Source organism: Granulicella mallensis (assembly GCF_014203225.1).
Taxonomy (GTDB): domain Bacteria; phylum Acidobacteriota; class Terriglobia; order Terriglobales; family Acidobacteriaceae; genus Granulicella; species Granulicella mallensis_A.
Genome location: NZ_JACHIO010000009.1, coordinates 53,575 through 72,873, shown reverse-complemented (window position 1 = coordinate 72,873; position 19,299 = coordinate 53,575). Strand labels below are relative to the sequence as shown.

The following is a 19,299-nucleotide window of genomic DNA, read 5'->3' as shown; positions in this document are numbered from 1 at the left end:
GAGCGTCGCGCGGTGATTCGTGCGCAATCTCATTGGACGCTCGACAGCAGCGAAGGATGCGCGGGCCTAGCGCGACTTGAACTGGCGGTAGACGAGATAGAGCAGAAAAGACGTCAGCAAAACCCACGCGAACTGGTACCAGTAGAAGAACGGAAAGCCGAAGAGCGTGGGCGTAGCGCGGGCATAGAGCTTCGGAAAGCAGAGTCCGAGGTAGGGGAGCGCCAGCAATACGGCAACCCACCAGGCGGTGCGTTTAGCCTTTTGCGGGGTGGGAAGGGACATGGGCAGGATGCTATCACTTTGTCCCGGCTCAAGTAAGCTGGAATATGTGGATGAGTTGAAGCCTATTGGCGGAGAAGAGACCCTGACGGAGACGGCTGCTGCTCTGCAGCGGGCCGCCGCGATTATGGCGCGGTTGCGCGGACCGGACGGATGTCCCTGGGACCGTGAGCAGACCTTCGACACGATCAAGCGGCACACGCTGGAGGAGACTTACGAGGTCTTCGACGCGATTGAGCGGCGTGCCTGGCCTGATTTGAAGGATGAGCTTGGAGACCTGCTGCTCCAGGTGCTGTTCTATGCGCAGATGGCGAGCGAGGCGGGGCACTTCGATCTGCGCGATGTGGCTGAGAACCTGAATGCGAAATTGATCCGCCGGCATCCGCATATCTTTCCTCCGAAAGACGGGGGTGCTGTCGAAGCTGCGGACTCCAATGCGGTGTTGCGCAACTGGGAGCAGATCAAGCTCGAAGAGAAGAAGGCCAAGCCGGCGGCTGAATCGATGCTCGATGATGTTCCACGTTCGATGCCTGCGACGCTGGAGGCGAGCAAGCTGGGTTCCAAGGCTGCGAAGGTGGGGTTCGACTGGCCGGATAGCTCGGGGCTGTTCGCGAAGATGGACGAGGAGATCGCGGAGTTGATGGTCGAGGTCGAGGCGAACCATCGCGAGAACGTCGAAGCTGAGTTTGGCGACCTGTTGTTTACGGCGATGAACCTGGCACGGCATCTGAAGGTGGATGCGGAGTCGGCGTTGCGGCGCAGCAATGCGAAGTTTCGCGCACGCTTTGCGGCGATGGAGCGTGAGGCCGGTGGGGCTGTCGTGCTGGAAGCCATGCAGCCGGAAGAGTTAGAGCGGCTGTGGGCCCAGGCCAAGGCCGCTGAGACGAAAGCATAGGAGACGAAGGATTGGACGGAGTGAAACAGCCAGGAGCACGGATTCATATTGAATCCCTCACGGAGTTGGCGCAGTTCGACCGCTGTGTAGAGTTGCAGCTTGCGGTTTGGGGTTACAGCGACGGTGACCTGATTCCGCGCCGCATGTTTTTGATCGCTTCGCGTATTGGCGGCCAGGTGTTGGGAGCGTTCGACGGCGATCGCATCGTGGGCTTTGCGATGGGACTGCCGGCGTATCGCAATGGCCATCCCTATCTGCACTCGCACATGGTGGGGGTGCTGGCAGAGTATCGCAACGCGGGGATCGGGCGGCAGCTCAAGCTTGCCCAGCGGGAAGATGCCCTGGCGCGTGGCTTTGAGTTGATGGAGTGGACCTTCGATCCGCTGGAGATCAAGAACGCGCACCTGAATATCTCGAAGCTGGGCGCTATCTCGCGACGCTATCAGCGCGACTTCTATGGCCCTTCCAGCTCGCCCCTGCAAGGGGGACTGCCCACGGACCGCGTCTATGCGGAGTGGTGGCTGCGTTCAGAGCGCGTGACGCGTGTCCTGGCGGGAGAAGCGCCGGTGATAAAGGCTACCGAGCATGTGGAGGTTCCGGCTGAGATCTACGCCTGGAAGGCCTCGACTAGCGAGCGCGATGCTGCGCGTGAGGTCCAGTCGCACAATGCAGAGGCGCTGGAGTCGGCCTTTGCACGGGGGCTGTCCGTGCTCGGATATGAGCGCACTCCAAAAGGCGATGGCCGGTTTTTGCTGGGTGTCTGGAACGAACAGCATCTGTATTGAGCGGTTGGATTTGCAGGAGAGAAGACGATGAAGATTGACGCGATTCATATGCGCGAGGTGAACATGCCCCTCGCTTTTCCATTTGAGACCAGCTTTGGAGTCACGACGGGCCGCCGCATTCTGCTGATTGAGATCGAAGCCGAAGGGCTTAGCGCCTGGGGCGAGTGTGTGGCGGGAGAGCATCCCTACTTCAGCGATGAGATGGTCGATACGGCCTGGCACATCACTGAAACGGAGCTTGCGCCGCGACTGCTGAACCAGGAGATCTCCGGCGGACGCGACTGTCCGGCGTTGTTCGAGCAGGTGCGCGGCCATCGCATGGCCAAGGCGGCGCTCGAGAACGCGGTATGGGAGCTCGACGCGCTGCGGCAGGGCATTCCCCTGGCGAAGCTGCTGGGAGGCACGCAGGCGACGATTCCCTGTGGCGTGTCGATCGGGATACAGCCTACGCCTGAGAAGCTGATGGAGAAGATCGAGACCGAGGTCGCGGCGGGCTATCAGCGCATCAAGCTGAAGTGCAAGCCGGGCTGGGACGACAAGATCTTTGAGATGGTGCGCAAGCGCTGGCCCGATATTTTGTTGAGCTGCGATGCGAACTCGGCATACCGGCTCGGCGATGCCGAACAGATTGCCGCCTGGGATCGGTTCAACCTGCTGATGATCGAGCAACCGCTCTGGTATGACGACTTCTACTTTCATGCGACCCTACAGAAGCAAATTCAGACAAAGATTTGTTTGGACGAGTGCATTCGCAACGGCCGCGATGCGCGTGCAGCGCTCGAACTTGGCAGCGGAAAGATCATCAATGTCAAGGTGGGTCGTGTCGGCGGATTTACGGAAGCGATCGCCGTGCATGATGTGGCCCAGGAGTTTGGTGTTCCGGTGTGGTGTGGGGGCATGCTGGAGACAGGGATCGGCCGCGCGCACAATATTGCGCTCTCCTCGCTGCCGAATTTCTTATTGCCGGGAGATGTGTCTGCTTCGAAGCGTTACTGGGCGCAGGACATTATCGAGCCGGAGGTAACGGTGAGCGCGAAGGGCGAGATCACTGTGCCAACGACGCCAGGCCGCGGGTTTGAGATTCAGCGCGATCGCATCGAAGCCATTACCGTGCGGTGGCGCAGCTTGTAGGCGTTGTTCTACTTCAGGGGAATGGGCATCGCCAGCAGGATGTGAATGGCATCCTGATAGGAGATCTGCGCTGGTAGCTGACGGAAGTTTGTATTCGTCATCAGCGTGTTTTCGGGTACGGTCTTGACCAGTACGCGAAAGACCAGATGTTCATCCAGATGCGAGTAGACCCAGCGGCCGTTGCCGGCATCAGCCTGCTCGAACTCCACGGTGCCGCCCGGATGGATGCTGCCGAGTATCCCCCAGCCAAAGTCGACGGTATGGAGAACATGCGCCTCGCCACGCGTTAGCTGGTGCGTCCTCTCGTCGATCCAGAACCGGCCCGCAAGGCCTGTAAGTGCGCTGGAGAGGATGGTTGGTGGCTTGAACTTGGGGTCAGGCTGAAAGTCGATCACAATCTGCCGCGAGGTTGCGTTCTGAGGTTGCGGCTGTCCGGGGACATAGGTAAAGGTCATGGCCTGCGGGATCAGCCGAACCAGGCTAAGAACGTCGGAGCGTGTGCCGGAGTCACGCCTGTGGTGCTTGATGAAGTCGGCTGGAGAGGCTAGCGCGTCCGCCAGCCTCTGGCGCTCGCCGGTGTCTTCGCTGGCGGTGATGGGTTGTCCATTCCGCTCGATCAGTCGCGCAACGGCGCCCTCCCGGCTTTCGATGATCTCACGCGTGGTGTCGCCTTTGGCGTCGACCTTGCGCTGACGATAGCGTAGCGGGAAGGTGCCGTCAGCTTCGATGATGTGCTGCTCATTGGCTGCTGCCTGCTCGATCCAGAACCGTGGTGGCTCAGAAGGAAGCGCTACGGAGGTCTGATTTTGTGCGAACGCCCGGGTAGCTATGCCGGAAAGGCAAGCAGGGAGAGTTGCGCTGCAAAATAGAAGCAAAATTGCTGCAAAGCTTCCGGATTCCACCTGCGGCAATGAAAGTCGTGTCAAAAATCTCAATCTGCAGAAGCCTCGCTGTAAAGCTTAGACGCATAAGTTTGGGCAGAAGACGATTGTACTTCCGCATTTGCTTGGGTATAGTTCGGCTCAGTGCTACTGTAACCCTTAGGGGATAGCGGTCACGCCATAAAGTTTAATGAAACGACGGGGCTTGTGAAAGGCACTGTTACGCTGACGGAAGGAAAAGCCTGAGAGTCTTTTCGACTCTGGAAAGCTAGCCATGTTTGACCTCTTCAAAAAAGGTAAGGACTCCGGTGGTAATGGGACTGGAGAAAGTTCAACTCGTCATTCTCGAGGCTGGAACGATATTCTCACGCTTATGAAGGCGAGTGAAGCTCTGCGGGTACTCGACTTCGGCGCGACCTCGCCGGCCAATATCAACTATCTGACTTCTCTGGGACATAGCGTTTATATGTCGAACATCGTGCAGGATGCGGCGCGGCCGGAATGGTTGAAGCCGGCTGAGCCCGACGCGAAGAAGGGAAGCCAGCCGGAGTTCGATACGGACGCCTTTGTCGCCGCCAACCTCGATTTTTCGCAGCGAGACTTCGATGTCATTCTTCTCTGGGATACCGCAAACTACCTGCCACCACAGTTGGTTCCGGCTTTATTTCAGAGGCTGCGCCAGGTACTTCGTCCGGATGGCAGCCTGCTGGCTTTCTTTCATGGCCGTCTTGACGGGCCAGGGACTGCCTTTTCCCGCTATCAGCTCACGGATAGCGAGAACCTGATCGTGCTGAATTCAGGGAATTTTCCGGTGCAGGCGGTCTATCAAACCCGCCAGATCGAGAAGTTTCTGGAGGGATACAGCAGAGTGCGCTTCTTTCTGGGGAAGGATAATGTGCGCGAAGTGATTGCAATCCATTAGTAATGGATTGCAATGTGTCCAGAATCAGTGGCCGCGCGATCCTTTCGTTTTTCTTGTCCTCCAGGGAAATTCATCTCCGGAGCTAGTACGTACTCAGCGCTGAAGCTGCGCTGTAATCTGGGCTGAACGAGAACAAATACAAACTCAGGGCTGAAGGCCTGATCGATCTCACAGATCAGGCCTCCAGCCCTATAGTTTTCGCGGACATCGATTTTTAGCCCTGGTGGCCATAAGGTTGGAGATAGCGCCAATGCTACAAAGAGAGAATGGAACCCTGAGCCTTCAGGGTTCCATTCTCTCTTTGTAGTTCCAAGTCTGTCTGGTAAAGACTACTTCTTTGCGGTTTCCTTGCGGCGCTCAGCCCAGCGGCGCTTCATGGCTTCGGCGATGCGCTTGCGGCCTTCGGGGCTCAGCTTGCGCTTGCCTGCGCTCTTGGCGGCCTTTGCGGCAACGGGCTTGGGTGCTGCTACCTGCGCGACCTTGGCGGCTCCGGGCTTGGGAGCATTTTTGCTGCCCTTGGGACGGCCACGTCCCGACTTCTTGGCGAGAGCGGTGGAGGCTACGCTGGAGGTAGCGGTGCTTGTCCCGGCGCCTGCCGTAAGGGCAGAGCGAATATGTTGCAGTCGTGCTATCTCAGCGTCCAGCTCCGACACAATGCGATTGAAGTCCATTTTGAAATCTCCATTCATTCTTTCTAATTCCATCGTATCTGTTGCTAGACATAACTGCGATGGACTTACACCATATAATCTTCGATTCTACAATTGCAATCGATAAATTACGATCTTCTTTCTGTTTTGACGTATGAGATAACGCTAAGGCGCATATAAGTTGGTTCTTATTTCGCCTCTTCTTCGTGCAGGTAAGCCGTAATAATCCCGTGACAGTCTGCTCGTACTCTGAGTGCTAGACTCGAAACCGATGCGGACTATCCCTCTACGTCTCTGGACACTCGCGATTCTATCGTCGTTACTGCAGGTGCTGCCGTTTCCGATTTCAGGACCTGTACCTTCCTGGCGTAGAGTTTTTTGCTGGTTTTGCCTGGTGCCTTTACTCATGGCGCTGCTGGGTAAAGATACTCATGGAAATCGCTTGAAACCCGCTCAAACAGCGCTTCTCGGCTATATCTGTGGCTTCTTCTGGTACATGGGAAATTGCTATTGGGTCTACCGGACCATGCATCTTTACGGTGGCATTCCCAGTGTCGCGGCGTTCGGAATTCTGGTCTTATTTTCGTTATATGTCGGTCTCTATCACGGACTTTTTAGCTGGCTGGTGGGCCTCCTTCATCGCAAATTCTCGCCACAGACAGTACTTTGGATCGTGCCGTTCGTATGGGTGGGCGTGGAATTTGCCAGGGCTCGCATCACGGGATTTCCCTGGGATCTGTTGGGTTATACCCAGGTCGACAATCTTACGGTTACCCGTTTAGCCCCGTGGACAGGCGTCTTCGGGCTGTCCTTTGTGATTGTGCTGGTCAATATTCTCTGGGTATCTAGAATCTTCCCCAGGCAGGGTAAAAATTCTTACGCCGGACCAATATTCGCAGCCGTGTTAACGATTGTGACAACATTGGTCGCGGGACATGGGTCGCCGTCAGCCAGTTCAGAGGCGACAGCGCGAGCCGTTTTATTGCAGGAGAACCTCGGCATCGGAGCGGAAGCACCTGCGACTCCAGAGACGGAACCGCAGATGTTAGCCTCCTTTACGGATCTAAGTCTGCATCCTCAATTCACTCTGGGCATTCATGGTGGGACGGCGAATTCTTCTTCAACGCCGGATATGATTGCCTGGCCTGAGGCTCCAACAGCGTTTAGGGATGGCGATCCTTATTTTCTGCAGGCCATGGGCGAGGTAGCCAGACGCTCCGGTACTTCGGTGATTGTGAACGATATAAGCCTGGCGCCGCGCGATAGCGATGGGCTCGGGCATGTCTATAACTCTTCGACGTTCTTTGCTGCCGACGGAAGCCGTGCCGGGCGCTACGACAAGATGCATCTTGTGCCCTTTGGGGAATACACGCCTTACAAGCCGTTATTTTTCTTCGTGGGTCATCTGCTTGACGATCTGTTGTTCGTGCCCGGATTGCAGCGGAGTTTATTCGAGACCAGGGGCAAAAAATATGGTGTCTTCATCTGTTATGAATCGATCTTTGGTGACGATATCCGTCGCTTTGTAGATGATGGCTCGCAGGTGCTGGTGAATATCTCGGACGATGGCTGGTACGGCGATACGAGCGCTCCATGGGAGCATCTGGACATGGTTCGGATGCGCGCCATTGAAAATAACCGGTGGGTTTTACGCGCGACCAATACCGGACTTACGGCTGCGATTGATCCCTATGGCCGTATTACCGCGAGTATGCCACGCCATATCCGGGGCTCGATCGAGGTCGCTTTTGGCTATCGGGAAGAGCTGACTTTCTATACCAGGCATGGCGATTGGTTTGCCTGGATATGTGCCCTGGTAAGCGCCGCGATGCTGGCCATGAGTTTTATGGGGCGAAGAGCAGTAAACTAGTTCTTATGTTGAATGATCTTGAATTTGCTTACTCCCCGGTCCGTGAGAAAGTGCGCGACCTGCGGGAGTATCTTTGACTCGTCCCGCCTCAAAAAAGAGCTTGCCGTTATAGAAGAAAAGATCGCCGACCCGGCGGTCTGGGCTGATGCTGCGAGATCGCAGCCGTTGATGCGCGAGCGGAAGCGGCTTGAATCGCAACTGGCCGACGATGCGGAGCTGGCACGCCGCGGCGAGGACATAGACGCTTATTTTGACCTGATGCGTGAGGGCGAAGCCTCGGTTGAACCGGATCTCAAGCGTGAGATTGATTCCCTGGTAGCTTTCTCCGAAGCTCTGGAATCGCGGACCATGCTCTCGGAAGAGAACGATTCCCTGAATGCCATTATTACGGTACATCCAGGAGCTGGAGGAACCGAGAGCCAGGACTGGGCTGAGATGCTGATGCGCATGTATCTGCGCTGGGCGGAGCGGCAGGGCTTCAAGACCGAGATTAACGAACTGCAGGATGGGGATGAAGCGGGCATCAAGTCCGCGACCTTTACCATTACGGGCGACTTTGCCTTCGGCTTAATTGCGGGTGAGACGGGGGTACATCGGCTGGTACGTATTTCTCCGTTCGATCAGGCCAAGCGCCGCCATACGAGCTTTGCCAGCGTCTTTGTCTCGCCTGAGATCGACGATTCCATCGTGATCGACATCAAGCCTGACGATCTGCGTATCGATACTTATCGCTCGGGTGGTAAGGGCGGCCAGCACGTCAATACGACGGACTCAGCCGTGCGCATCACGCATCTTCCGACGGGTATTGTTGCAGGCTGCCAGAATGAGCGCTCCCAGCATAAGAACAAAGAGAGAGCGATGAAGATGCTGCGGTCACGCCTCTATGAGTACGAACTCGATAAAAAGAAGGCTGTCAGCCGCAAGCTGGAAGACTCAAAGCTGGAAATTAACTTCGGCTCGCAGATTCGCAGCTATGTGTTGCAGCCGTATCGCATCGCCAAGGACCTGCGGACACGCGTAGAGGTCGGTGATGTCGATCGGGTGCTGGATGGCGAGCTTGAGCCTTTTATTCGGGGCTATCTCAAGATGCGTCGCGAGGGCGGCGTACCGGCGGCGGTGGCGGACGACGATCTGGGGTGACAGATGTCATTCGACACTGACCCATCGCTGAGAAAAGTATTCAGCTTCTCTCCACGATGGGTCAGTGTCGTAAGCGTCGCGGGAGGAATATCGTGTCCCCTGCATTTACGACTAAACTCGACTGTGACATGGATGTACCCAAGGCTCAGATCTGAGTCATCTTCCAGGTCGCGTGGAAGTCGGTGGCCTTTGTTTTTGAATTTGCATTTTTGGTTGTCATTCCGAGCGTAGCGAGGAACCTGCTGTCTCCCGTTCTTCGCTCGTATCGCCCAGGAACACGTGAGCTGAAACGCAGAACAGGTTTGAACAAACACACAACGCTTGTGGTCGTACTGACAAAAAGCGGGAGACAGCAGGTTCCTCGCTGCGCTCGGAATGACAACCAGAAAAGCAAAAGCAAAAGCAAAAGCAAAAGCAAAAGCAAAGGCAAAGGCAAAGGCAACAGCAACAGCAACAGCAACAGCAAAAGCAAAAGCAACTGCCTCTCTGCACGATTCGGGGAGGATTCTAAGTGTCCAGGTGCGGCGTTTAAGCTTTGCAGGCAGTAGGGTCGATTCCGTAGGATGAGCCTATGGTGAAGACTCTGTATGACTGGTTTTATCTCCAAAGTCCGGCGTCATGGGTGCTCTTTAGCGTCGTGAGTAATTTGGGGATTGCCATCGCGAGTATCACGGGTTGCTGGCTGCTTGGCTACTGTTTCCGCAAGCGAACGGTCTTTGCTGCGCCACAGCCGCTCATCGCGCATGATATCTATCTTGCAATCGGCTGTGTTCTGTTGAATGCGGGCGTATCTATCGCCGGGTGGTTTCTATGGAAGGCCGGATGGATTCATATCACCTTTCCGTCGTGGCCCAGAATGGTGTTCGATGTCGTGCTGCTGTTGTTCTATATGGATGCGGGGATGTATGTGACTCATCGTATCGTTCATCATCCGGGGATCTTCAAGATCGTTCATAAGACGCACCACACGCATGAGTCGATGAATCCGATCAGCCTGTTTGTATTGAATCCGTTTGAAGTGATCGGATTTGGCGCATTGCTTCTCTCCGCGCTTTTGCTTTTTCACCTATCGGCTGTGGCGATCCTGGTTTATCTGAGCCTGAATATTCTTTGGGGGACTTTGGGACATGCCGGCGTGGAACCTTTTCCTGCAAAGTGGATGCGGAACCCTCTGATACAGCAGGTAGGAACCAGCTCCTTTCATGCACGGCATCATGCCGATCTTCGGTATAACTTTGGTTTTTATACGACCATCTGGGATCGGGTCTTTGGGACGTTGCAGAGGGAGAATTAGAGCGCGGAAGAGATCGCCGGGGTTGCTGGGGCAACGGGAAGCAGATTCCCTGCGGGAATGACAACAAGAAAGACAAAAGCAAAAGAGAAGGCAAACTCGCTCAGGACTCGGGAGGCTAGTCCGCTCTGCCGTTCAGCCAGCGATGCATCCAGCTGGCGTGCAGGCCGAACCGCAGGGCCGTGTAGCTGAGCATCTCGTGCATGATGCGTTGGGCCTCGTCCAGTTCGTCGATGTGTCCGAGTGGGGCACGGGGCGAGGTGTAGACCTGCAATCCCGCGCGGCGGCAGAGCAGCGCGATGCGAAACAGGTGCGTTCCGTCGCTTACGACGACGATGTGGCGAAAGTGCTCTCGTTCTGCGATCAGGGCAAGCTTCTCTACCTGTTGCTCGGTATCGAAGGATTCCGTCTCGGCGATGATCTTGTCATAGGGCACGCCGTTGGCGAGCAGGTAGTCGCGTCCTACGCCGCCCTCGGTGTTGCCGGAGTCCTTGTCGCCTCCTCCGCCCAGCGTGACAACCACGGGGGCGATGCCGCGCTGATACAGCGCCACGGCTTTGTCCAGGCGTGCGTGGAGCACGGGGGAGGGGCGTCCGGCATACTCCGCGGCGCCGAATACGGCGATCGCATCGGCGGTCTGCGCGTTGTCTATGTCAGCGGTGAACCTGATCTCACGATAGACCCAGCCGAACCAGGCGACAGCCACCAGCAGCAGGATCAAGAGAAGCCAGCGCAGGAATCTCCGACCGGCGGGGCTCTTCGTCTCGGGACTGTTCGCGTTCGTCATGGTAGGGAAGTTCTAGTATGCCGCGAGACGGCTTCAGAAGCCAATGGACGGGGTCCTCATTGTTGCAAGGCGAGCGCAATCTCGTGGGTCGGGATGGCGCCCTCACGGAGGATCATCCAGGAGTTTCCGCCGCCGCTCAGGTCGACGATGGTGGTGGCCATCGAACGGGCGGTGGGACCTCCGTCGACGATCAGCGGGATCTTGTCACCGAACTGGTCGCGCACGCAACCGGCATAGGAGCACTCCGGCAGGCCGCGCAGGTTGGCGGAGGTCGCCGTGATGGGAAGCCCCAGCTTGGCCACGACCGCGCGGCAGATGGGGGCCTCCGGAACGCGTAGCGCGACGTTGCCGGTGTTGGCTGTCACGCGCAACGGCAGCTTGCTGCCAGCCTTCACGATGATGGTGAGGGGGCCGGGCCAGAAGCGCTCGGCGAGGCGGTCGAACGCAGTGTCGATGCCGCGAGCCAGTTCGTAGGCCTGTGCGACGTCGGCGATCAGCAGCGACAGTGGTTTGTGCCGGGCGCGCGACTTGAGGTCGTAGATGCGGTCGACGGCGCGAAGATTTACGGGATCGACGGCGAGGCCATAGAAGGTGTCGGTGGGCAGCGCAACGACTTCGCCGCTGTTAAGGTGCTGCACGACGCGGTCGATGTGTGCGGATTCCGGTTCGTCAGGATGGATGCGGAGAATTTCAGCCGTCACGATGGGTCCCTTGTTTTCCGTGGAGAGCGTCTTTGCCCTGTCTTCGCTTATAGCACGACGGCACGTGAAGATGAACCAAGGATACACTTGGAATCGCGATGACCTTGCCGCCACCCATTACAAGCCGTACGAATGCCCGCGTAAAAGCTCTGCGCGCGGCGTGCAGCGGAAAGTCTTCTTTGCCTGGCGAGCTCCTCGGAGTTGAAGGGGAGAACCTCATCGGCGAGGCGCTGCGGTCGGGGGTCGTCTTCGACACGGTGTATGTTCGCGAGGGAAGCGAAGGCGCGCTGGATCGCCCATCGCTGAAGGGGTTGCAGGCCGAGAGCTGGGCCGTGTTGAGCAAGGATGTCTTCGAGAGCGCGGTGGATACCGCTTCGCCGCAGGGAATCGCGGCGACCTTCAGGATTACGCAGCCTCTGTCTCTGGAGGCGCCAAAAAAATCTGAGGTGTGCCTCGTGCTGGAAGATATTCAGGACCCCGGTAACTTTGGTACTTTGATTCGTTCCGCTGAGGCCTTTTCTGTTAGCCGGGTGTATGTGACGCCGGGGACAGTCAATCAATGGAACCCCAAGGCTATGCGCGCTTCTGCTGGGTCGGTGTTTCGCATGCCCGTCGTGCGTGGACCTTTGAGTGAGATCAAAGCTGCGCTTGGGGCAGAGGGCGTTCGGCTTTATGCTGCTGTGGCTCGTTCGTCCGGAGCGACGCCCGTGATGCAGGCGAGGCTTCTGGCGCCCTGTGCGCTCATGATCGGCAATGAAGGGGCTGGATTGTCGGCGGCCGCGCTGGAATTGGCGGATGAGCAGGTGCATATTCCTTGCTCCGTTGAGTCGTTGAATGCGGCGATCGCCGGATCGACGCTGATGTATGAATCGTTCCGGCAGAACCTCCATGAGGCCTCCGGGCGCATCCATCTAAGCAAGGGATTGTGATGAGCCTCTTCGATACAGGATTACCGGAACGAAGTGCCCAGCGAGTGGTGAAGACCGCACCGCTGGCTGAGCGCATGCGTCCGCGCTCGCTGGATGAGTTTTTCGGTCAACAGCATCTGCTGGGACCGGGCATGCCGCTGCGGTTGCAGATTGAGCGCGACGACTCGGCTTCGCTGCTGTTCTGGGGGCCTCCGGGTGTCGGCAAGACGACGCTGGCGAAGATTATTGCGAGGGAGACGCAGGCCAGCTTCATCGAGTTTTCAGCGGTGCTCTCGGGCATCAAAGAGATCAAGCAGGTGATGGTCGAGGCTGAGAAGGCTGCGGAGTTCGGCTCGCGCACCATCCTGTTTGTGGACGAGATTCATCGCTTCAACAAGGCGCAGCAGGACGCGTTCCTGCCCTATGTCGAACGCGGAACGATTCGCCTCATCGGAGCGACGACGGAGAACCCTTCGTTCGAGATCAATGCAGCGCTGCTGTCACGCTGCCGCGTTTATACGCTGCGCGCCCTGGGGCAGGATGAGGTGGTGGCGCTGTTGCAGCGGGCCTTGCAGGACGGAGAGCGGGGTCTGGGCGCGTTGCAGCTTGAGGTTGAAGAAGGGGCGCTGGAGGCGATTGCGTCTTACTCGAGCGGCGATGCTCGCAACGCTCTCAATGCGCTCGAAGTTGGGGCGAAGCTGGCGGAGGGTCGCGGCGAAAAACTGTTGACCAGGGCGCTTGCGGCGGAGGCTCTGCAGCAGCGTGTGCTGTTGTATGACAAGAAGGGCGAGCAGCACTACGACATTATCTCGGCGCTGCATAAGAGCGTGCGCAACTCGGATGCGGATGCGGCGCTTTACTGGCTGGGGCGGATGCTATTTGCGGGCGAAGATCCGATGTACGTCGCGCGGCGCGTGGTTCGCATGGCCGTTGAGGATATTGGCCTGGCTGCTCCTGAAGCGTTGAACCTGTGCCTCTCGGCGCGCGATGCGATGCACTTTCTGGGGTCTCCCGAGGGGGAGCTCGCACTGGCGCAGGCGGTGGTGTATCTGGCGCTGGCGCCTAAGTCGAACGCGGTCTATACGGCGTTTGGGGCGGTGCGTTCGGATATTGAGTCGCGTCCTGCGGAGCCGGTGCCGTTGCACCTGCGGAATGCTCCGACGAAGCTGATGAAAGAGCTGGATTATGGCAAGGACTATCAGTACGCGCACGATGTTGAGGGGCGTGTCGCTGATATGGAGTGTCTGCCGCCGTCGCTGGCTAATCGCCGGTACTATCAGCCCACACAGGAGGGGCGTGAGAAGCTGCTCTCGCAGCGGATGGATGAGATTGCTCGGATACGGGAAGCGAAGCGGGCGAAGTAGCTGCGTGGTGGTTCCTCTGCTGCTGAGGTGGCGCAAAATGCGGGGGTCCTTCAGCTACGCTTCAGGATGACGACGAAAAACAAACAACGGCAAAAACACACAACGACGAAACATGCAAAGGCATAAAACAGGCAACAGCCATCGATGCGGCTGCTGGTATGTTGTGCAGGCATTGGCTTTGACGGATAGGCCGGGTTTTCCTCGCTCCGACTCGATACCATAGGGGTGAACATGGCTGCCCTCACATCGCTTGACCCCCAGATTCTCCTTCACATCGCGCAAACTCTCAACCTGCCTCTGCACGGCGTTCTCGCCGTCATGTCGCTGTTGGACGAAGGCTCGACTGTCCCCTTTATCGCCCGCTACCGCAAGGAAGCGACAGGCAACCTCGACGAGGTCCAGATTCGGGACACGGAGGAGAAGCTCGCTTATTTCCGCGAGCTTGTTTCGCGCAGGGAAACGATTCTTGCCTCTATCGCGGAGCAGGGAAAGCTTACCGACGATCTGAAGGCCCGTATTGCCGCGACATTGGACCGGAGCGAACTGGAAGATCTGTATCTGCCCTATCGGCCGAAGCGCCGCACCAAGGCGACGATCGCTCGTGAGAAGGGATTGGAGCCGCTGGGGCAGTACATCTGGGCGCAGACGCCTGCGGCTGAGGGCTTGATGGAATTGGCGCAGTCGCTCGTCGATCCTGAGAAAGAAGTGGCTACCGTGGAGGACGCGCTCGAAGGCGCGCGCCACATCGTGGCGGAACTCATCAGCGAAGATGCGGCGGTTCGCAAGGCGGCGCGTCACCTGATGTTCGAAGAGGGCCTGATCGTCAGCCGCAAGAGCTTCGATGCGAAGGACGAGCAGGAAAAGTTCAAGATGTACTACGAGTATCGCGAGCCCGTGAAGACGATTCCCTCGCACCGTATGCTCGCGGTGCGACGTGGCGAAGCGGAGAGTGTCCTGTACTGGCTCATCGAGCTGGAAGAGCCGCGCATCATGGGGGTGCTGCGCTCCAGCATTCTGCGTGCGGAAGGGGACTGGACAACCCAGCTCAATCTCGCCATTGAGGATTGCTGGAAGCGGCTGCTCAATGCGTCGATCCAGGGTGAGCTTCGACTGGAGTTGAAGCGTCGCTCCGATACGGATGCGATCCAGGTCTTCCGTGAGAATCTGCAGCACCTTCTGCTGGCGGCGCCGGCTGGTCCTATCGGAGTGCTGGGCATCGACCCCGGCCTGCGTACCGGGTGCAAGATCGCGATTGTGGATGAGACGGGCAAGTTCCTGGCGCATGATGTGATCTATCCCCACACCGGCAGAACGACCGAGGCCACGCAGAAGCTGGCGGCGCTGGTGGCGAAGCATAATGTTCGCGCCATCGCTATTGGGAACGGCACGGCTTCCCGTGAGACCGATGCTTTTGTTCGCGACTTTTTTCAGGAGAAGAAGATCGACGGCATCTTCCGGGTGACGGTCTCGGAGTCCGGGGCGAGTATCTACTCCGCCTCCGATATCGCGCGGCAGGAGTTCCCGGATCTGGACCTTACCGTTCGTGGAGCGATCTCCATCGCGCGGCGGCTGCAGGATCCGCTCTCCGAACTGGTGAAGGTCGACCCCAAGTCCATTGGCGTGGGGCAGTATCAGCATGACGTGGACCAGCGTCAGTTGCAGCAGTCGCTGGAGACGGTGATCGAGAGCTGCGTGAACCGTGTGGGCGTCGATCTCAATACGGCCTCGTGGACGCTGTTGCGCTATGTCGCAGGTGTCAGCGAACGCATCGCGCTCAATATCGTCAGCTTCCGCGATACGAATGGGCGCTTTCGTTCGCGCACGCAGCTTCATGAGGTGCCGGGTATCGGGCCGAAGACGTTTGAGCAGGCGGCGGGGTTTCTCCGTATTCGCAATGGCGATGAGCCGCTGGATAGCACGGCCGTGCATCCGGAGTCGTATCCCCTGGTTGCGCAGATTGCCAGTTCGCTCGATACGCCTGTCGCCGAACTCATCCGCAGCCCTCAGTTGCTGGCAAAGGTGAAGGCAACGGACTTTTCAGCAGGTACGTTCACTCTTCAGGACATTCTGGAAGAGCTGAAGAAGCCAGGCCGCGATCCGCGCGATCAGTTTGTGGCGGCGTCGTTCAACGAGTCGGTGCGCGAGCTGTCGGATGTTCAGCCGGGCATGGTGTTGGAAGGCGTCGTTACGAATGTGACGAAGTTCGGGGCCTTTATCGATATCGGCGTTCACCAGGATGGTTTGGTGCATATCTCCGAGATCTCGAATCGCTATATCAAGGACCCGTCGGAGGTCTTGAAGGCTGGACAGATCGTCAAGGCGAAGGTGCTGACGGTGGACACGAAGACGAAGCGTATTGCGCTGTCGATCAAGGCGCTTCAAGCACCTTCCTCTCCAAAGCCCAAGGGGCCGGCGTCGCCGAAGCCGGTGGCTTCGATGGACGATAAGCTGGCGGCGCTTTCTACGAAGTGGCGGGTAAGCGCGAACTGAGTTGCCTTTAGGCCGGGCCTTTGTCGACTGCGAACAAGAGGCCCGGGGCTAAAGCCCAATTCTTGCCTGGCCTTATTCCGTAGCCTAAAGGCTACGGCTCCCTCCGTCTCCCTGACGCTGAAGCGTCAGGGAACGCGCTTCGCGCTATTGGATAACATGCCTTAGGTTCTGTTTGCGATTCAGGGGCAATCTATCTCAGAACAACAAGAACGAAAGCATGCGTCTCTACTTGTCAAACTTCGTGTGCGCATATGTGCGATTGCTGCCCCGTTACCGCTAACGATATGATGGAGCTATCCGACTCCTGCTGAGTCCGCGTCTTTCGTTCAATCCCTGAACAACTCAACGCAGGTCCACACGGAACCTCATCGTTCGGATAGAGGAGTACAGTCCCTTGGCGCATCTTCACCGCCAGAGTATCTGGATTATTGTTTTGCTGGGCGCTCTCTGCGTTGTGACCCCTTTTGCGGTCGACATGTATCTTCCTGCGTTTGCGGCGATTGCGCACGAGTACAGGACGACTACTCCCGCGATTTCGCTCACACTTTCCACCTACTTTGTGGGCTTCTCGCTGGGGCAGATGATCTATGGGCCTCTGCTGGATCGCTTTGGAAGAAAGCGGCCGCTTTATGTCGGACTGGCGGTTTACATCCTGTCTTCTATCGGGTGCGCGACGGCCCATAGCCTGAAGATGTTTGTGGCCCTGCGGTTTCTTGAGGCCCTGGGTGGCTGCGTGGCGCAGGTCGGTGCGATTGCCATGGTGCGGGACTTCTTTCCGGTGAAGGAGAGCGCCAAGATCTTCTCGCTGCTGTTCCTGATGATTGGCGTCTCTCCGCTGCTGGCGCCTACGATCGGCAGCCTGCTGCTGGCAGGCATGGGATGGCGATGGATCTTCGTGTTATTGGCGGCGATTGCGTTTGCCATTCTGACCGTTACGTTTCTGCTGCTGCCGGAAGGGCATCAGCCAGACCATTCCGTCTCGCTGCGTCCTGGGCCGATGATCAGCAGCTTCTGGAACATTCTGAAGCAGCCGCAATTTCTGACCTACACGCTGGCCGGAGCCTTCTCCTTTGCCGGACTCTTTGCCTATGTGGCGGGATCGCCCATTATCTTCATGGATGGTTTTCACCTGGGGACGAAGGCCTTCGGGATTGTCTTCGCAGTGCTGGTGATGGGCTTCATCGGTGGCAACCAGTTGAATGTTGTTTTGCTGCGGAAGTTCACCAGCCAGCAGATCTTCTTTATCGCGCTGATCCTGCAGGTTGCTATCGGAGCCATCTTCTTTGCTGGAATGCTCGGACATATGCTGGGGCTGAAGGCGACGCTGGTGCTGTTCTTCGCATTTCTTTCCTGCATCGGTCTGACCTATCCGAACTCGGCTGCGCTGGCGCTGGCTCCCTTTTCAAGCCATGCCGGACGGGCCTCTGCGTTGCTGGGGTGTCTGCAGACGGGGACAGGGGCGTTGATTTCGATGGGCATCGGTATGCTCGGAGCCAGCTCTGTGGTGTCGCTACTCTCTTCGACGGCGCTGGTGGCCCTGGTTGTTCTTCTCGTGGGCCGAATGGGGATTCGCGAGTTGATCGTGAGTGAAGAGTCGGATGCCGTGGTGATTCACTAGAGTGATGAATCATTCGTTCATTGAAGAACGAGGGGTAACCCCCACAGCGCGAAGCACCAACCGTGACGCTAAAGCATCACGGTTGGCGCTTCGCGCTGTGCTGAACAGGTCATCATTCTTCGATGAACGAATGACTCATCACACTAGAGATCGTGCCGAGTTTCAGTCAGGACGCTCTTCGTGCGGGCCACAGGAGGCTCGGACCATCAGCTTGACCGGCAGAAGGATCTTGGCGGGAGAGGATTCGATCCCATCATGGGTCTTCTGGATGCGCTCGAGCAGGAGACCCATGGAGCGGCGCGCCAGTTCGACGGGGGACTGCGCAACGGTGGTGAGCGGCGGCGTGATGATGGATGCAAGATCGAAGTCGTCAAAGCCGACGAGGGCCATGTCCTGGGGGATGCGCAGCTTCTGCTCGGCCAGCGCCTGGAGCAGGTAGATAGAAGTGCGATGGTTCAGGGAGAAGATCGCCGTAGGCTTGTTCTTGCCTGCAAGAGCCTCGGCGAGCCACTCGCGTATGCCATCGAGAGTCAGCAGGCCGAGCGCGATATTCGGCTTCAATCCTGCGGCATTCATGTGATGGGTGTAGCCCAGGACACGCTCGTGGATGGTGTAGGTCTCTTCGTCATAGCCCACGCAGGCGATGCGCTTGTGGCCATGGGAGATGAGGTGCTGCGTTGCCTCTTCGGCTCCAGTACGGTTTTCAACCAGAACGCAGTCGGCGTCGGAGCCAGGGAGCGGCCGGTCGAAGGCTACGATCGCAAGGCCGGTGTTCTGCAGTTCACGCAGACGATCGTCACCGCGGCGGGTGGAGGTGACGATGAGCAGGCCCGAGACCTTTCTGCTGGCCATGAGTTCGGCTTGCTGGAACTCGAGATCGGCATCGCGTTCGGAGGAGACGACGAGCGTCATGTATCCATGGGCGCGTGCGATGTGCTGAACGGTGTGGGCGCAGGAGGCGAAGAAGGCATCGGAGAGGTCCGGAACGATGAGACCGATCATCTTGGCGCGCTGGCCCTTGAGTAGGCGGGCGGCCTCGTTCTGGCGATAACCAAGTTGCACGATGGCTGCTTCCACCTTCTTGCGGGTTGAAGGGCGCACCGAAGGATGATTATTGATGACACGCGAGACTGTCATCAGGCCGACGTGGGCCAGCTTTGCCACTTCGCGAATGGTTGGTATACGGGGTTCCGTCTTGCGCATAGTGCACCAAGCATAAATGACGTTAACGGCAGGGGGATAGGATGACGTTCCTTCCGTCAGGGCAGGAGGTCTCCGTTTGGAGAGGAGAGTTAGCTGACGCATCTCCTGCGAATGACAGGGTTTATTTCTCCTGCCAGATCTCGATGGGGTGCCAGGAACGAGTGGGATGCGAGCTTGATAACGTTAGACGTTGGATAGGTTCGCTCTAGTCGTTAGTGGAAGATGCGGGGATGGCGAAGAGGGCTGGCGCAGGCTGCGCTAGAACTCATCGTATACGTGGTGGTAACCATCCCAAAAATATTGTTTCGCTTCATCCGGCCACTTCTCAGGAAGAAAAGGTGCGCGCTAAGTTTTACTTGCCCAGCCTATGTTTTTGAGTGCATG

18 protein-coding genes are annotated in these 19,299 nt (G+C 57.8%); 12 read left to right on the top strand and 6 right to left on the bottom strand.

The window, feature by feature from the left end; genetic code table 11:
• Window positions 1-66: 66 nt before the first annotated feature.
• The gene (locus HDF15_RS11800; protein ID WP_184255736.1) at window positions 67-282 is read right to left on the bottom strand and encodes a DUF3311 domain-containing protein; all 216 of its coding nucleotides are present in this window, start codon (window positions 280-282) and stop codon (window positions 67-69) included.
• Window positions 283-289: 7 nt separating this feature from the next.
• Here HDF15_RS11800 and mazG point away from each other — a divergent pair, with 7 nt between their 5' ends.
• From mazG to menC, 3 genes are read left to right on the top strand one after another with little or no spacing between them, the layout of a single operon-like run.
• On the top strand, window positions 290-1,174 hold the full coding sequence (gene mazG, locus HDF15_RS11795; RefSeq protein WP_184255985.1) for a nucleoside triphosphate pyrophosphohydrolase: 885 nt from the start codon (window positions 290-292) through the stop codon (window positions 1,172-1,174).
• 20 nt (window positions 1,175-1,194) lie between these two features.
• A complete protein-coding gene (locus HDF15_RS11790) occupies window positions 1,195-1,959 on the top strand; it encodes a GNAT family N-acetyltransferase (protein WP_311733085.1) in 765 nt (254 codons plus the stop codon).
• A gap of 27 nt (window positions 1,960-1,986) precedes the next feature.
• Complete coding sequence (menC, locus tag HDF15_RS11785; protein ID WP_184255732.1) at window positions 1,987-3,090, top strand: o-succinylbenzoate synthase; 1,104 nt, start codon at window positions 1,987-1,989, stop codon at window positions 3,088-3,090.
• A gap of 8 nt (window positions 3,091-3,098) precedes the next feature.
• Here menC and HDF15_RS11780 read toward each other — a convergent pair whose 3' ends face one another.
• Window positions 3,099-4,016 carry a hypothetical protein gene (locus HDF15_RS11780; RefSeq protein WP_184255730.1) on the bottom strand — a complete coding sequence of 306 codons (918 nt, stop codon included), beginning with the start codon at window positions 4,014-4,016 and terminating at the stop codon, window positions 3,099-3,101.
• Window positions 4,017-4,245: 229 nt separating this feature from the next.
• Between HDF15_RS11780 and HDF15_RS11775 the strand changes: the two genes are divergently transcribed.
• Window positions 4,246-4,893: a class I SAM-dependent methyltransferase gene (locus tag HDF15_RS11775; RefSeq protein WP_184255729.1), complete on the top strand. Its 648-nt coding sequence runs from the start codon at window positions 4,246-4,248 to the stop codon at window positions 4,891-4,893.
• A gap of 329 nt (window positions 4,894-5,222) precedes the next feature.
• On the opposite strand, the gene HDF15_RS11770 is transcribed toward HDF15_RS11775, so the two are convergent.
• Window positions 5,223-5,564 (bottom strand): hypothetical protein, encoded by a 342-nt coding sequence (locus tag HDF15_RS11770; protein ID WP_184255728.1) that lies wholly within the window; start codon window positions 5,562-5,564, stop codon window positions 5,223-5,225.
• A 250-nt stretch (window positions 5,565-5,814) separates the two neighbouring features.
• On the opposite strand from HDF15_RS11770, the gene lnt reads away from it, so the two are divergent.
• From lnt to HDF15_RS11750, 4 genes are all read left to right on the top strand, one after another.
• The gene (lnt, locus tag HDF15_RS11765) at window positions 5,815-7,413 is read left to right on the top strand and encodes an apolipoprotein N-acyltransferase (RefSeq protein ID WP_221314395.1); all 1,599 of its coding nucleotides are present in this window, start codon (window positions 5,815-5,817) and stop codon (window positions 7,411-7,413) included.
• A gap of 5 nt (window positions 7,414-7,418) precedes the next feature.
• Window positions 7,419-8,553 (top strand): peptide chain release factor 2 gene (gene prfB, locus HDF15_RS11760; RefSeq protein ID WP_184255726.1). Its coding sequence is split into 2 segments (ribosomal slippage): window positions 7,419-7,487 and window positions 7,489-8,553, totalling 1,134 coding nucleotides; the frame shifts between segments, so codons are not numbered across the junction.
• A 375-nt stretch (window positions 8,554-8,928) separates the two neighbouring features.
• Window positions 8,929-9,120 carry a hypothetical protein gene (locus HDF15_RS11755; RefSeq protein ID WP_184255725.1) on the top strand — a complete coding sequence of 64 codons (192 nt, stop codon included), beginning with the start codon at window positions 8,929-8,931 and terminating at the stop codon, window positions 9,118-9,120.
• A 4-nt stretch (window positions 9,121-9,124) separates the two neighbouring features.
• Entirely contained in the window at window positions 9,125-9,847 is a 723-nt protein-coding gene (locus HDF15_RS11750; protein ID WP_184255724.1) for a sterol desaturase family protein, read from the top strand.
• A gap of 115 nt (window positions 9,848-9,962) precedes the next feature.
• Here the strand turns inward: HDF15_RS11750 and HDF15_RS11745 are convergent, their stop codons facing one another.
• A complete protein-coding gene (locus HDF15_RS11745; protein ID WP_184255723.1) occupies window positions 9,963-10,631 on the bottom strand; it encodes a YdcF family protein in 669 nt (222 codons plus the stop codon).
• 56 nt (window positions 10,632-10,687) lie between these two features.
• Window positions 10,688-11,332, bottom strand: a complete 645-nt coding sequence (locus HDF15_RS11740; protein ID WP_184255721.1) for an L-threonylcarbamoyladenylate synthase — start codon at window positions 11,330-11,332, stop codon at window positions 10,688-10,690.
• A gap of 98 nt (window positions 11,333-11,430) precedes the next feature.
• Here HDF15_RS11740 and HDF15_RS11735 point away from each other — a divergent pair, with 98 nt between their 5' ends.
• From HDF15_RS11735 to HDF15_RS11720, 4 genes are all read left to right on the top strand, one after another.
• Window positions 11,431-12,261, top strand: a complete 831-nt coding sequence (locus HDF15_RS11735; protein WP_184255719.1) for an RNA methyltransferase — start codon at window positions 11,431-11,433, stop codon at window positions 12,259-12,261.
• Entirely contained in the window at window positions 12,261-13,604 is a 1,344-nt protein-coding gene (locus HDF15_RS11730; RefSeq protein ID WP_184255717.1) for a replication-associated recombination protein A, read from the top strand. Before HDF15_RS11735 ends, HDF15_RS11730 begins: the two co-directional genes overlap by 1 nt.
• A gap of 231 nt (window positions 13,605-13,835) precedes the next feature.
• On the top strand, window positions 13,836-16,094 hold the full coding sequence (locus HDF15_RS11725; protein ID WP_184255715.1) for a Tex family protein: 2,259 nt from the start codon (window positions 13,836-13,838) through the stop codon (window positions 16,092-16,094).
• A 394-nt stretch (window positions 16,095-16,488) separates the two neighbouring features.
• Window positions 16,489-17,712, top strand: a complete 1,224-nt coding sequence (locus HDF15_RS11720) for a multidrug effflux MFS transporter (RefSeq protein WP_184255713.1) — start codon at window positions 16,489-16,491, stop codon at window positions 17,710-17,712.
• A 162-nt stretch (window positions 17,713-17,874) separates the two neighbouring features.
• On the opposite strand, the gene HDF15_RS11715 is transcribed toward HDF15_RS11720, so the two are convergent.
• Entirely contained in the window at window positions 17,875-18,915 is a 1,041-nt protein-coding gene (locus HDF15_RS11715; protein WP_184255711.1) for a LacI family DNA-binding transcriptional regulator, read from the bottom strand.
• Between the last annotated feature and the right edge of the window lie 384 nt (window positions 18,916-19,299).

Coding starts and splice junctions, on each gene's coding strand:
- HDF15_RS11800 (WP_184255736.1), bottom strand. CDS start 282: ATGTCCCTTCCCACCCCGCAAAAGGCTAAACGCACCGCCTGGTGGGTT.
- mazG (WP_184255985.1), top strand. CDS start 290: ATGCTATCACTTTGTCCCGGCTCAAGTAAGCTGGAATATGTGGATGAG.
- menC (WP_184255732.1), top strand. CDS start 1,987: ATGAAGATTGACGCGATTCATATGCGCGAGGTGAACATGCCCCTCGCT.
- HDF15_RS11775 (WP_184255729.1), top strand. CDS start 4,246: ATGTTTGACCTCTTCAAAAAAGGTAAGGACTCCGGTGGTAATGGGACT.
- HDF15_RS11770 (WP_184255728.1), bottom strand. CDS start 5,564: ATGGACTTCAATCGCATTGTGTCGGAGCTGGACGCTGAGATAGCACGA.
- lnt (WP_221314395.1), top strand. CDS start 5,815: ATGCGGACTATCCCTCTACGTCTCTGGACACTCGCGATTCTATCGTCG.
- HDF15_RS11755 (WP_184255725.1), top strand. CDS start 8,929: ATGACAACCAGAAAAGCAAAAGCAAAAGCAAAAGCAAAAGCAAAAGCA.
- HDF15_RS11750 (WP_184255724.1), top strand. CDS start 9,125: ATGGTGAAGACTCTGTATGACTGGTTTTATCTCCAAAGTCCGGCGTCA.
- HDF15_RS11745 (WP_184255723.1), bottom strand. CDS start 10,631: ATGACGAACGCGAACAGTCCCGAGACGAAGAGCCCCGCCGGTCGGAGA.
- HDF15_RS11735 (WP_184255719.1), top strand. CDS start 11,431: ATGACCTTGCCGCCACCCATTACAAGCCGTACGAATGCCCGCGTAAAA.
- HDF15_RS11730 (WP_184255717.1), top strand. CDS start 12,261: ATGAGCCTCTTCGATACAGGATTACCGGAACGAAGTGCCCAGCGAGTG.
- HDF15_RS11725 (WP_184255715.1), top strand. CDS start 13,836: ATGGCTGCCCTCACATCGCTTGACCCCCAGATTCTCCTTCACATCGCG.
- HDF15_RS11715 (WP_184255711.1), bottom strand. CDS start 18,915: ATGCGCAAGACGGAACCCCGTATACCAACCATTCGCGAAGTGGCAAAG.